Source organism: Streptococcus sp. OMI870 (assembly GCF_047460295.1).
Classification (GTDB): Bacteria; Bacillota; Bacilli; order Lactobacillales; family Streptococcaceae; genus Streptococcus.
Map to the genome: position 1 here is coordinate 561,529 of NZ_JASHGM010000001.1, position 14,219 is coordinate 575,747.

A 14,219-nucleotide genomic window follows, 5' to 3' on the forward strand; every position below is an offset into this window, starting at 1 on the left:
ATATAATAGTCAAATGTTTGCCTAGAAAGAAAACGTTTTACTGCGAATCTGTCATCACTTTTAAAATACCTATCGCCACTAGCTTTCAAATTAACTTGATCGTTTTTAAACACTTTGTCTATTTTTGTTCTCAATAAAAATTTATACTATTTTCATCAGCAGAAGACCCAATTTTACATAACATAGAAAAACTCACCCGCCGAGCAGATGAGTTTTTCTTCCTATTTAAAAATAGAGGTTTTGAAACTGTCTGTTTGTTGCAGCAATTTCTTAAAGATTTTTTCTTTCAGTGCAACAGTATTGTCAAATTTGACAGAACCGTTTTTCAAACTTGCCTGATCTTTTTCAACCGCAGTTGCGAAGGCTTGTTTTAAGTCTTCATAGCTACTGTACGTCTTCCCATCGATGTCAATAGCCTGCATTCCATTTTTGGCACTGGTAACCACTTCATTGAAGTATGCTTTTTTCCAGTCTTCAAGGGTACTGAATCTTCCATTAGAAATCTTTTGAATGATATAATCATCCCCTAGAGTCGTATGGCCTGCTTGTTTAGATTCTTGTTTATACTTGTTTGAAGCATAACCTAGGAAGCCTTTTTCATAGCCATAATAGCCCCAGATTCTGAAGGTATTGTGTTTGAAGGACATGGCTCCAGGAGCCCCTTCACTAGTGTTCCCACCATAGATCCCTGTCATCATCGGTACAGTCACATAGGCTGAACCAAAGTCTGATGGATTATAGACGCCATTTCCAGGACCACGATTGGTCATGAAGTTGTTAGTGATGAGATCGTCTACTGTATGTAAAGCAATCGCTTTTTCCTCATCACTCAAAGCCCGAACCTTATCGAATTGATTCTTGGTGTTAGCTCCTCGGTATTGTTTATCAACCTTCTTGAACCAAGCATTGTTTAAGTCCTTACTATGTTTGTCCAATACAGCTTCCCCTTCTAGGTAATCCAGAAGCATGAGCGTATCGTTATAACCTTTCATGTAACGATCAATTTCATCGCGTGATTGAAGATTGTTTGGATTGGTATTGTACCATTGGTTGCCATCGTTAGGACGTTCATAGGCCATATTGAGACCTAGGGCCTTGTATTCCCCATTTGGATTGGATACGGATGGTGTTTGGAGCATTCCTTGGGCAAAGGCTTCAATATCTGTCCCTTCGCGATGTCTCCAACCACCTAAGTAAACCATGCGGTCATTGACGTGCGTCGTTTCGTGGGTAAAGGCAGACACCCCAAAGTCACTGACCATATCGGTCACCATGAAGAAGACAGAGTCGTCTTTATATGGATTTCCGTAAATTCGAGCTACAGCCCCCATGCGCCAATCTGTCGCATGGTAACGATCGGTAGGTCCGTACAATTCACGGATTGGAGCGACATCTTTGCCACTATCTGTATGTCCATAACGATCTGTGCTAATACCTTTATAGTTTTGGTTATCGAGAACAGGGGTCGGCACCATATTGTTGCTCTTCAGGAGCTGATTACGAACCTTATCCGTTGCTAGACGTGACCAGAAATCTAGGTAATTTTGTTGCCCTTTAGCGACCTTATCAATTTCCGCCTTGAAGGCATTTCGTTCCGCTTCCGTGTTCTTACCATATTTCTCGAAGGAACTATAAGCCATTGTATTGTAGGTTGAAATCAAGAACATATGGGCATCTTTTAAGTTCAAGAGTGGCAAGATCATTTTACCATGCACATCGTTATTTAATCCTTCGTATGCTCGATGTTTCTTATCGACAAACTCAGGAGTTGTTGTTTTTGGCTCTACAATATAGACATTGTCTTTGGTTGCTTTGATAAACCAATCATTCAAGTCTGTATCACTTGTAAAGAGCTCCATATTGTACTTAAGGAAGTCATTAAGATTTCCAGAAAGAGTCGATTTAGCCACGACTTCACGGAAGGCATCGTGGGTCCGAGTACCTTTGATATAGTCTTCTTTTGAACCAATTTCAATCAAGCGGTCTAAGACATCGACATTCTTACCATAGAAGTCTGGCTTGAACAACATGAGCTGTTTGAGATGGACATCATCAAACTTCACTCCGTAATAACGGTTGAGGTAAGAGAGACCCAAAAGAACTGCCGCCTTGTTGTCTTCAATTTTCTTGATGAGTGCCCGTTTGGCAGCCTCATCCGTGTTCAATTGATGGTCTTGGTTTTCAACCAACTGTTTCACAAAGTGAGTCAGATTGTCCTTGACTTCTTGGAAACTTTCTTCGAGGTAAAGGTTCTTAATAGCATTGACTTTGTTTGGTCCTGTTCTACCAAGATGTGTGTAGATTGGATCTGATTGTAATTCGACAGGACTTAATTTCCCTACGATGGCACTAATAAGATCGCTCCGGTCTTTGTCCACCATGTTCGGCGTGTAGACTACTTCACCGAGCTCCGCCACACTGTACTCTTTCACTTGTTTGACTTTAGACTCTTTCGGCGTAATGCTAAAGATATCTTTTGTCTTATCCGAGTAATGGATCAGAATATGGTCGGCATCAGCCAATTCTGTTACAAAATCATTGCCCTTCATGGCCGTCACAGACAAGATTTCCTTGGTCAAGAGGGGACTAGTCGTATCCAATTTATTTCCTTGATCCACAATCCACTCTTTGTTGTAGAATGGTTGCAATTTAGCGATATTGCGGTAGGCACGTTCACGTGTTGCATCATAACCAGTGATTTCCTTGTATTGATCATCTTTGTTAACAAGGTTATTGAGCGTATCTTCAATCGGTTTGCTGCTGGTATATTTATCAGCAGTAATCCCCATTGCTTCAATTTTCTGCTCAGCTTCTGCAAGGGAAATGCTAGGGATTTTACGAGAGTTGTTATAGGTCTTCTTACCTTCACTCACGTCCTCCACACTGTAATTGCGCTTGGTTCTTGAATAGGTAAAGTAGTCATCCGCATCAATATCCGAGTGACCAAAGACCATCTCACCTGTTTTGACTTTCATCATGGTGATGTTGTCTTCAATGGCACCCAAGGCCCAGTTGGTCCCCAGTAAGCCACCAGATTGAACCGCTTCTTTCAGTTCGATCGAACCTTTAGCAACTGAATTTCTGAGAACTCCTTCTCTACCTAACGTATTGTTATTCCCACCATTTTGAGAAGAATAAACTAAACCTGCAGCTTTGGCTTTATTCCCAGTCATTTCAGCATCAACGTAAGCCTTTTCTACAATACCTTTCCAGTTCTCGCCAACAATACCTGCTAGATAGCCACCTTTATTGCCAGCAGCGTGCAGTTTCCCGATAAAGGCAACATTACTTACCTTCCCACTACCATCAATTTTATTGATAATACCAGCTACATCGTTGTTTCCAACAACGCTTCCTGTTACTTTAACATTTTCGACAGTCGCATTATTTTTGATGACACCTGCGATTGGTGCTACTCGATCAAATCCAGGCATGTCCATGTTAACATTTTCGAGCAAGAGATTCTTAACAGTACCACCTTCGATGTTACCAAATAACGGTCTCGTAATGTTATGGATAGCAAATTTATTGCCTTCTGTACTTTCCAATATTCCCTTGAAGGCATTGGTTACATAGGATTTTCCTGCAGCTTGTACGTTCGCCGCATTCATGTTGCTACCCAGCTTAAAGGTCGCAGTCGGATTGGCTTGCATAGCTTTTACAAGTTCGTTGAAATCGTAGTAGACATCTCCTTCATGAGCTTTTGGCTTCGCAATGTAGTGGACATAGTCCTCACTGAACTGGTTGTCTGCAGTCCGTTGGATGAGATCAGGTGCTTTAGCAGTCACCTTGTATAATGCTTTTCCATCAATTGTGACTTCTTCGATTTTATCAACGGCTAGTTTTGTGACTTTATTATCATGGGTGGTAACCTTTAAGTAGTAAGGTTTCACATCTGAAGGTGTTTCGGACAAGAGGCTACGATCGGTCTCAAGGCCTTGGTCATCCACACTAATCAGACTAGTTTCCTTGATGTTTTTGACTTCAACTTTTTTAAGATCAATTCTCAGTGGTTCTTCCTTGAGAACTTCTTCTTCATCCCCATTTCCACGGTCATAGACCATGGTCGTTGCGAGCGTATAATCCTTGTAGTAGTCCAAATCTGCTAAGGCTGCTGCTAAATCAGACTCTGAAAGGGCAAAAGTTTTCACCACTTGATTGCCCTTCTTCAACACCGCCTGGATGGACTTGATGGTCACACCCTCGGGTTTGTCTAAATGATAGAAAGCCCTAGCACTGCGCTTCAATTCTTCCTTATCGACCTGGGTCAAGGTCAAAGTTGGCTTGTCTAGTTCTTTGGTCCCTTTTTGAATGATCCGATTTTGGGCTTGTTCAACGACTTCCTCCGAAACCGTTGGAGCATCCGCCATTTTGACACCTTTAATGGTCTTATAGACCTTGGTGATTTTCTTCTTCCCATTTTTTCCTGCTTGAGAAACCGTTTCTCTTCCTTTTAGCAGGGTAGCATCTTGTTCGGTTACCGTCTTAAATGGAATTTCCTCAAAAGCAACTTCCTCTGTTTGGCCTTCAATCGCCTTGGTCCCACGACTAATTTTTTCTGTCACAGGAGCTTTTACCGTTTCAGTTGTCGTGCTGAGAGGCTCTCCAACTTTCTCACCATTGACCGTTTTATAGACACGACGAATTTCCTGACTCCCTGCCTCTCCTTTTTGAAGGATCCTTTCTTCATCAGTATAGCGGTCCGCATCTGGTACATATTCAGTTTCATACGGAAGGAGCACCGTTTCAGTTTCTGTAACTGTTCCTTCCGTTATTTGATAAACTGGGTTCTCTGGCTGAATTGGGGCTTCGCCCACATGGCCTTCTTCCTGTGTTCCCTTGGCTTCAACGACGCCGGTATAGGCGGGATTCTCTGGCTGAATTGGGGCTTCGCCTACATGGCCTTCTTCCTGCGTTCCCTTGGCTTCGATGACACCAGTATAGGCGGGATTCTCTGGCTGCACAGGAGCTTCCCCTACGTGACCTTCTTCTTGGGTTCCCTTGGCTTCGATGACACCAGTATAAACTGGGTTCTCTGGCTGTACAGGAGCTTCACCCACGTGGCCTTCCTCTTGGGTTCCCTTGGCTTCAACGACACCGGTATAAGCTGGGTTCTCTGGCTGTACAAGAGCTCCACCCACATGACCTTCTTCCTGTGTCCCCTTAGCTTCCACCACGCCTGTATAGGCTGGAGCCTCTGCTTGAATCGGTGCCTCACCGACATGGCCTTCTTCCTGTGTTCCCTTGGCCGTTACAACTTGAGAAGGGCTGGGTTGAGGGGTTGGTTGAGGATCTTCTTTTGTCCCGACGGCAAGAATTTGTGAAACTGGTTCTTTAGTGACTTTGCTCTCAACTACTCTGCGAACTTCTTGTCCATCTACTATACGCACTTCTGTCAAAATGGTCCGCTCTCCATTTTGGCCAGCTGTCAGCACCTTGGTTTGCCCTTTGGCTAATGTAGGATCAGCTTGGTTGACGATTTCAAATGGTACAGGTTCAGTTGAGACTTCAAGCCTTGGTTTTTCAACTATTGGAAAGGCTGGAGCGACTTCTGGTGTCACACGCGCCTGAGGATTTACCTGTTGAATCCCTTTACGCGTTTCAGAACTTGTAACTACGGGAGATTGACTTTCCTGAATAGCTTTTGCTTTTTGAGAGCCAGTCTTTTGCACTGGCGAATAGCGCAAATAGCCAACATAGTCATAACCGTCAATTTGAATCACACCATCTACAAGATCTTTGCTGGATGCGATCGAAAGATTCTGATTATAAGCGCGTAAAATTTGGTTTTGCAAAGCTGCAACTTCAATTGGTAGAAGAAGACTTTGTCCCATAGCTCCAATTAAAAGGACAGCCATGACTTTCTTTCTGTGCTTTTTAGAAAGCAAGAGTACCGCAAAGGAGGCAGTGGCTAGACTTAGACCTAACAGTGCCACTTCCTGACTACCAGTTTGGGGAAGAACTAGCTGGGTAGACTCTTTCTTCTTATAGACTAGATAGAAAGTATCTTCATTTTGATATTCTTCGGGGATTGCATGAATCACCTGTGACTTTTCTTCAGCAGTTAGCTCTTCTTCTGTCACATATCCTAAGTGCACATTAGCAGATAGGGTCAACTGATCGGCTTGGACAGGACGAGCTCCTAAGAGAGTTCCCCCTAATAAAAAGGCTCCAATGGCAACAGGACCAACCCCGACAGATAATTTCCGAATCGAATATTTGGTCATTTTTTCAAAATTTTGTTTCGCTTTTTTCATCCTAAAATTCCTATATAGTAATATTTGAACCACATGTAGGCCCTTATTGATTAAAGAGGATGGGACCATCTCCAAAAATAAGGACCTTCCCGGGATTTTTTACCTTTCCCTATCTTATCTTTTTTCTTCTATTTTAGCAAGCTTCATAGCTCAAAAATTTAAAACGTTTTCTTTATAGGAAGAACGTAACACAAAAAAACGCCTCGAAAGGCGTTTTTACACTAGATTTACTTATAAGGACTGGTACAAATCGTTGTATCGTTGACTAGCCGTATCCCATGAGAAATCACGAGTCATGGCTTGCTCTTGCAGACCATACCAAGCCTGTTTGTTATTGTAGTAGACAGCCAGGGCTTGATCAACTGCCCAGTTAAACCAGTATCCAGATAAATTATTGAAGCTAAATCCTGTTCCACTTCCATCAACAACATTAAATGGCTGAACCGTATCACGAAGTCCACCAACTTCATGTACCAATGGAAGAGTTCCATAACGCATGGCCATCATTTGAGAAAGGCCACATGGCTCAAAGCGGCTTGGCATCAAGAAGACATCTGACGCTGCATAAATTTCTTGGGCCAATTGAACATCAAAGGTGATATTAGCTGACAGTTTATCCGGAAAAGCATGACCAAACCAAGCAAAGGCATTTTCAAATCCAGGATCTCCTGTACCGAGCAAGACAATCTGAATATCCTTTTGCAAGAGTTGATGCAACTCTTCTACCACAACATCAAAACCTTTTTGGCGTGTCAAACGAGAGACGATCCCAAACAAAGGTACATCATCGCGAACGGGTAGACCGACACGTTCTTGAAGAGCTCGTTTACTAGCTGCTTTACCTGAAAGATCTGAGAGACTGAAGTGATGCGTCAAGAGTGGATCCGTTTCAGGATTATAGAGATCTGCATCAATTCCATTGACTATTCCGGTCACCTTGCCAGATTCCATCCGAAGGATCTGATCCAAGCCACAACCATATTCAGAAGTCATAATTTCATGTGCATAACTAGGAGATACGGTTGTCACACGGTCAGCATATAGAATACCGGATTTCATCCAATTCAGGCAATCATTCCACCGAAGGGTTCCGTCTGCATAGCGTTCAAATCCCACTCCGAATAAATCCCACAACATTCCTGGGTCAAACTGACCTTGGAATTCCAAATTATGGATGGTCAATACGGTTTTAATCCCATGGTAAGCTTGAATCCAACGGTATTTTTCCTTAAGCAAGAAAGGAATCATCGCTGTATGGTAATCATGGGCATGAAGAACATCTGGAATGAAGTCAACCCGCTCCATCGTTTCTAAAGCCGCAAGCTGGAAAAAGGCAAACCGTTCGCCATCATCAAAGTCACCATACACATGGCCTCTAAAGAAATAGTGTTGGTTATCAATAAAGTAAAAGGTGACCCCATCTCGCACAATCCGTTTCACACCTACATATTGACTTCTCCAGCCAACCTTGGTCTCAAAATGCAAGACATCTTCGATTTGATCCCCAAACTTTGCTTCTACCATATCATAGTATGGAAGCATCACGCGCACGTCATGACCACTTTTAGCTAAGGATTTAGGAAGAGCACCAATAACGTCTCCCAAACCACCAGTCTTTGAAAATGGAGCACCTTCTGCGGCAACAAATAATAGTTTCATTAGACAATATCCTCTGTGACAGTCGTTCCTTTTTTAATCACTACCGGTGTTCCTTCACTTCCGCGAATCGTCACACCAGCAGTCACTTCGACACCTTTATCCAGAATCGCGTTTTCAACGATTGCATTTTCATGAACCACAACACCCGGGAAGAGAAGACTATTTCGAACCACTGATCCTTCATGCAGATGAACCCTACGAGAAACAACAGAACCTTCTACCGTGCCTTCTACAATACTACCCGAAGCAAATTGAGACGCTTTAACGTTTGAAGTCTTGGAATAATACGTTGGCTCTTCATTCTTCACTTTCGTATACACTTTTTGGTTTGGTGAGAAGAGTTTCATGAATTTTTGATTTTCCAACATATCCAGGTTTGCTTGATAGTACGATTCAACTGAGTGAATATTTGCTAGATAGCCTGTATACTCAAAGGCAAATGCATTGTATTCCACAGCCAATTCACGCAAGATATAGCGAAGTTTTTGTGGATATTCTTTCTTGGCTTCTTCTTCTAATTTTTCAATCAACCAAGGAGTATCCACAATAAAGACATCTGTTGACATGTTGTAAGCTTCATCAGGTGACTTGCTGTCAAACAGTTTTTGCTCCGTAACATGGTCCGTCTCATCAATCTGTAAAATAGCATTCACTTCAGAGATATTTTGAGGATGCAACTTTTTATAAACAACTGTAATCGGACGGTCAATGGTATTATGCAGGTGGAAAACTTGATTGAGGTCGATATTCATCAAAATATCACAGTTCAAAGCAACCGTTTGGTTTGAGCCAGACCGTTTCAAATAAGTCAATAATTGTTGATAGTATTCTTGTCCTACGTTTGTATTTTCCACTGGAGTATTATAGATTCCAAGGTAATAGTGGCTCAATAAAGTAGACAAGCCCCACTCACGACCTGAACGAATATGGTCAAAAACCGAACTAATATTTTCTTGTTGGAAAATACCAAATACACTACGAATACCAGCATTCGCAAGACTAGACAATGGGAAGTCAATCAAGCGGTATTTCCCATCAAACGGTAGAGAGGCTACCGGACGATGGCTAGTCAAAGTGGACATATCATGATACCCAACTGTATTTCCTAAAATGGCTGAATATTTATCAATCTTCATCTGTTGCTACCCCCACTTTTTCATTGTAACCGACAACTTGCACTTCCTCTGTTCCATCAATCACGACACCTTCTGCAATGACTGCCCCTTCTCCGATAATAGCGCGTTTCACAACAGCTCCTTTACCGATAATGGCATTGCTCATCACGACAGCATCTTCTACAACTGCTCCTTCACGAACTTGAGCTTCTGTTGATAAGATGGAGTGTTTGACTGTACCGTCTACCGAACAACCGTCGACGACAAGAGAATCTTCGATGTGGCCATGTTCCCCAAAGAAGTTCGGTGGAGAAATGAGGTTGCGTGAATAGATTTTCCAGTGACGATCGCGACTATCCAAAGCATTATTGGGATCGATATATTCCATATTGGCTTCCCAAAGAGACTCAATCGTACCAACGTCTTTCCAATAACCATTGAATTCATAAGCATAAACACTTTCGCCTGATTCTAGATAAGTTGGAATGACATTTTTACCGAAGTCTGACATATCGATATCGCTCTTTTCAGCAGCAACCAACATATTGCGGAGACGAGCCCAGTCAAAGATGTAAATCCCCATGGAAGCCTTGGTAGATTTTGGTTCAGCTGGTTTTTCTTCAAATTCAACAATCCGATTATTAGCATCAGTATTCATGATTCCAAAACGACTCGCTTCCTTCAAAGGAACATCTAGGACTGCAACGGTCAAGCTCGCATTATTATCCTTGTGAGATTGAAGCATATCATCATAGTCCATCTTGTAGATATGGTCACCAGAAAGAATCAAGACATATTCAGGATTGATGCTGTCGATATAGTCGATATTTTGGAGAATAGCATGGCTAGTTCCTTCAAACCAACGATTTCCTTCACTGGCTGAATAAGGTTGCAAAATGGAAACCCCTGTGTTGATTCCATCCAAGCCCCAGCTAGAACCATTACCAATATGACTATTGAGGGCCAGTGGTTGGTACTGTGTAATCACGCCAACATTGTGAATTCCTGAGTTGGCACAGTTTGATAGGGCAAAATCGATAATCCGATAGCGCCCACCAAATTGAACCGCAGGTTTTGCGATGTTTTTGGTTAATTTTCCAAGACGAGTTCCTTGCCCACCAGCAAGGATTAAAGCGAGCATTTCATTCTTCATTGACTACTTCCTCTTTTCAAAGCCTGGACTCCCATAGAGTCAACCGATCATCATTTTTTATCTACTGTTTTAGATTTTGTTTTGCGCACCTTACGCTTCACCTTCCAAATGCTAGCTCCTAAAGCCGGCAAGGTAAAGGTCAAGGTTTGTTCATAATCCTTCCACAGTCCATCTTGAGACTGAACTGTCGGATTGTGCTCTTTCCAGACACCTCCCCATTCTTCTAATTCTGTATTCCAAATTTCTTCATAGACTGCTGATACAGGCACACCAATCGTAAAGTCCTTGCGTTCTACTGGTGCCATATTGAAAACGCACACCAAAAGATCGCCCTTACGATTTTTCCGGACCATAGACAAGACGCTCTGATCCCGGTTGTCTGCATCAATAATCTCTAAGCCATCAAAGCTATCATCAATCTCCCACAATTCCTTGTGTTCCTTGTAGAAATGATTGAGCTGAGAAGTGAAACGACTCATCTTAGCATTCATTTCATCCTCTAAATTGCCCCATTCCAGTTGCTCTTCTGACTTCCATTCCAAAAATTGACCAAATTCCGAACCCATAAAGAGTAATTTTTTTCCTGGATGGCAAATCTGATAGGTTAAGAGATTACGAAGCCCAGCAAATTGATTGTAACGATCTCCCCACATCTTGTGCATCAAACTCTTCTTGCCATGCACCACTTCATCATGTGAAAACGGAAGAAGGAAATTTTCAGAAAATGCATACATATAACTAAAGGTTACCAGATTAAAGTCAAATTTCCTGTAGACCGGGTCTTCCTCATAAAATCGGAGAATATCATTCATCCAACCCATATTCCATTTATAGTCAAAACCAAGACCACCTTCTTCTTCAGGGCCTGTGATCTTTTGACCAGCAGAACTTTCTTCTGCAATCATCATAACATCTGGGTGTTCGTTCTTGATAATCGCATTCAAACGTCTGAGGAAATGAACGCCCTCATAATTGAGGTTTCCTCCATCAATATTCGGAGTCCATGGACCACTATCATAATCGAGATAGAGCATATTGCTCACAGCATCGACCCGAATTCCATCTAAATGATAGGTTTCAATCCAAAACTTCAAACTAGAAATCAAGAAAGACTGTACTTGATTTTTTCCTAAGTCGAAGTTCAGAGCCCCCCAACCATAGTTATGAGCCCGATGTTCATCCTGGTATTCAAAGGTTGGTGTTCCATCATAATATGCCAAAGCATCATCATTGATAATGAAATGTCCAGGTACCCAATCCACAATCACTCCGATATTGTTAAGGTGACATTCTTCTACAAAGTCTTGAAATTCTTCTGGGCTACCATAAGTTTGCTCGAGGGCAAAATAGCCCATAAGTTGATACCCCCAACTCAATCCCAATGGATGGGCCATCACTGGCATAAATTCTACGTGGGTGTAGTTCATCTCTACCAGATATGGAATGAGTTCATCTTTTAGTTGTTTAAAGGTATAGGAACTGTGATCGTCATTTCGTTTCCAAGATCCTGCGTGAACCTCATAGATATTAACAGGTCGTTCCTTAAAACCAAGTTTTTTACGGCGTGCTCTCCAAAGACCGTCTTTCCAGTTCTTTTCCGGAATGGTCTTAATGATAGACCCTGTATTGGGTCGTTTTTCCATCCATAACGCTAGAGGATCAATTTTTTGAACCTGATGACCATTATTTCGTGTCACCAAATATTTGTATATATCTCCCTCTTTTGCATCTGAACAGAAGACTTCCCAGACGCCTCCTTCATTACGAACCATTGGAATTTTCCGTGCTTCCCAATCAGTAAAGTCACCAATCAGATCGACCGCCTGGGCATTGGGAGCCCAAACACGGAAGGCATACCCTTCTTGTTCTCCCCTTGTTTCCTTGTGAGCACCTAAATACTCTTGAAGCTGGAAATTATCCCCTCTTCCAAATGTCCATAAGTCTGTGCTTCTATCCATATACTCACCTCTTTTATTTTTTGAAAGCGTTTTCTAATTGTTTTTATTTTACTATAAAATCACTTAATTTTCAAGTTGATTCCAGGAAAATCATGTAAATTTATCAAGAAAAGTTCTTTCATTTTCTTTTCCGAACCTTTTACTTCATTCCTTCGCTTTCCTCCTACTCTTACTTACGATTATACTACATATCCAAGTAAATTTAAACAAAAAAACGAACATTTAAGTTAATATTTTTATTACTAACTAGTTTATTACGAATAAAATGCACATTTTTATAAACAAAGTAAAAAAATTCATAAAAAAAGACTAAGACAGATGTGTCTTAGTCTTGATTCATTCTTAGTCGACGTTCACGTATTCTTTAGAAAGTTCAAGCACTTCTTCCATGGTTGAACATTCTGTAAGAGCACGGTTAGCGTATTCTTGCATTTTAGCTGTGTCCAATTTCTTCATTAAGCTACGTGTACGAAGTACAGATGTAGCTGACATAGAGAACTCATCCAAGCCCATTCCGACAAGAAGTGGAACAGCTGTTTGGTCACCAGCCATCTCACCACACATACCAGCCCATTTACCTTCAGCGTGAGCTGCTTTGATAACGTTGTTAATCAAGCGAAGGATTGATGGGTTATATGGTTGGTAAAGGTATGAAACTTGTTCATTCATACGGTCAGCAGCCATTGTGTATTGGATCAAGTCGTTTGTACCGATTGAGAAGAAATCAACTTCTTTGGCAAATTGATCAGCCAACATTGCTGCAGCAGGGATTTCAATCATGATACCAACTTGGATATCGTCTGCAACGGCAACACCTTCAGCAATCAATTTCGCTTTTTCTTCTTCCAGAATACCTTTAGCGGTACGGAACTCCGTCAACAAAGCAACCATTGGGAACATGATCCGCAATTTACCGTGAACAGATGCACGAAGCAAAGCACGCAATTGTGTACGGAACATTTGGTTCCCCGTTTCAGAGATTGAAATACGCAAAGCACGGTAACCTAAGAATGGGTTCATTTCTTTAGGAAGATCGAAGTAAGGAAGTTCTTTATCCCCACCGATATCCATTGTACGAACGACAACAGGTTTACCGTTCATACCTTCAAGAACTGCTTTGTATGCTTCGTATTGATCATCTTCAGTTGGAAAGTCTTGAGAATCCATGTACAAGAATTCTGTACGATAGAGACCAACAGCTTCTGCACCGTTATCATTCACCCCTTCAACGTCTTTAGGGGTACCGATATTAGCCGCCAATTCGAAGTGTTTGCCATCTGCAGTCACTGTTTTGGCATCTTTAAGGAGAGCCCATTCAGCTTTTTGTTTGGCATAAGCTTCACCAGCTGATTTGAAGGCTGCAATTTGTTCCTCACTTGGATTGATGACTACTTCACCAGTGATTCCAGATACAGCCAACACATCACCATCTTTTACAAGATCTGTAATGTTATTTGTACCAAGGACCGCTGCGATTTCAAGTGTACGCGCCATGATGGCTGAGTGACTTGTACGTCCACCAATGTTTGTAACAAAAGCTTTAACAAACTGTTTGTTCAATTGTGCTGTATCTGATGGAGTCAAGTCATGCGCAACCACGATTGCTTCTTCGTTAATGGTTGCCGGGTTTGGCAATTTCTTACCAAGCAAGTTTGCAAGTACACGTTTGGTCACGTCACGGATGTCTGCTGCACGTTCTTGCATGTAAGGATTGTCTTCCATTCCTTCAAAGATCGCAATAAACATGTCCGTGACTTCTTTCAAGCCAGCTTCTGCATTGATTTTTTTCGTACGAATCGTTTCTTTGATCTGACCAACCATTTCGGGGTCAGAAAGCACCATCATGTGAGCATCAAATACTTGTGCTGCTTCTTCACCAAGGCTCGCTACTGCATTCTCCCGAATAAGAGAAAGCTCGTTTTGTGAAGCTTCAAGAGCTGCATCCAAACGAGCTTCTTCTGCATTTGTATCTTCAACTGAGATTGTTTCAAATGACAAGTCGGGTTGAACAAGTAGATATGCCTTAGCAACGGCAACACCATCAGATGCTGCAATTCCTTTAAGCATTTCTGTCATG

6 protein-coding genes are annotated in these 14,219 nt (G+C 41.9%); all 6 read right to left on the reverse strand.

Annotation, left to right across the window (positions count from 1 at the left end; genetic code table 11):
* Positions 1 to 221: 221 nt before the first annotated feature.
* Positions 222 to 6,257, reverse strand: coding sequence for a ZmpA/ZmpB/ZmpC family metallo-endopeptidase (locus tag QM968_RS02875; protein ID WP_414382095.1), 6,036 nt, complete (start codon positions 6,255 to 6,257; stop codon positions 222 to 224).
* Between the two features lie 231 nt (positions 6,258 to 6,488).
* Positions 6,489 to 7,916, reverse strand: a complete 1,428-nt coding sequence (gene glgA / locus QM968_RS02880) for a glycogen synthase GlgA (RefSeq protein ID WP_414382098.1) — start codon at positions 7,914 to 7,916, stop codon at positions 6,489 to 6,491.
* Entirely contained in the window at positions 7,916 to 9,052 is a 1,137-nt protein-coding gene (gene glgD / locus QM968_RS02885; protein ID WP_414382100.1) for a glucose-1-phosphate adenylyltransferase subunit GlgD, read from the reverse strand. The genes glgA and glgD overlap by 1 nt, the downstream gene beginning before the upstream one ends.
* A complete protein-coding gene (locus QM968_RS02890) occupies positions 9,042 to 10,184 on the reverse strand; it encodes a glucose-1-phosphate adenylyltransferase (RefSeq protein WP_009732550.1) in 1,143 nt (380 codons plus the stop codon). The genes glgD and QM968_RS02890 overlap by 11 nt, the downstream gene beginning before the upstream one ends.
* 50 nt (positions 10,185 to 10,234) lie before the next feature.
* Positions 10,235 to 12,142, reverse strand: coding sequence for a 1,4-alpha-glucan branching protein GlgB (gene glgB, locus QM968_RS02895; protein ID WP_414382103.1), 1,908 nt, complete (start codon positions 12,140 to 12,142; stop codon positions 10,235 to 10,237).
* 342 nt (positions 12,143 to 12,484) lie between these two features.
* Positions 12,485 to 14,218, reverse strand: a complete 1,734-nt coding sequence (gene ptsP / locus QM968_RS02900; protein ID WP_414382106.1) for a phosphoenolpyruvate--protein phosphotransferase — start codon at positions 14,216 to 14,218, stop codon at positions 12,485 to 12,487.
* Between the last annotated feature and the right edge of the window lies 1 nt (position 14,219).

Coding starts and splice junctions, on each gene's coding strand:
- QM968_RS02875 (WP_414382095.1), bottom strand. CDS start 6,257: ATGAAAAAAGCGAAACAAAATTTTGAAAAAATGACCAAATATTCGATT.
- glgA (WP_414382098.1), bottom strand. CDS start 7,916: ATGAAACTATTATTTGTTGCCGCAGAAGGTGCTCCATTTTCAAAGACT.
- glgD (WP_414382100.1), bottom strand. CDS start 9,052: ATGAAGATTGATAAATATTCAGCCATTTTAGGAAATACAGTTGGGTAT.
- QM968_RS02890 (WP_009732550.1), bottom strand. CDS start 10,184: ATGAAGAATGAAATGCTCGCTTTAATCCTTGCTGGTGGGCAAGGAACT.
- glgB (WP_414382103.1), bottom strand. CDS start 12,142: ATGGATAGAAGCACAGACTTATGGACATTTGGAAGAGGGGATAATTTC.
- ptsP (WP_414382106.1), bottom strand. CDS start 14,218: ATGACAGAAATGCTTAAAGGAATTGCAGCATCTGATGGTGTTGCCGTT.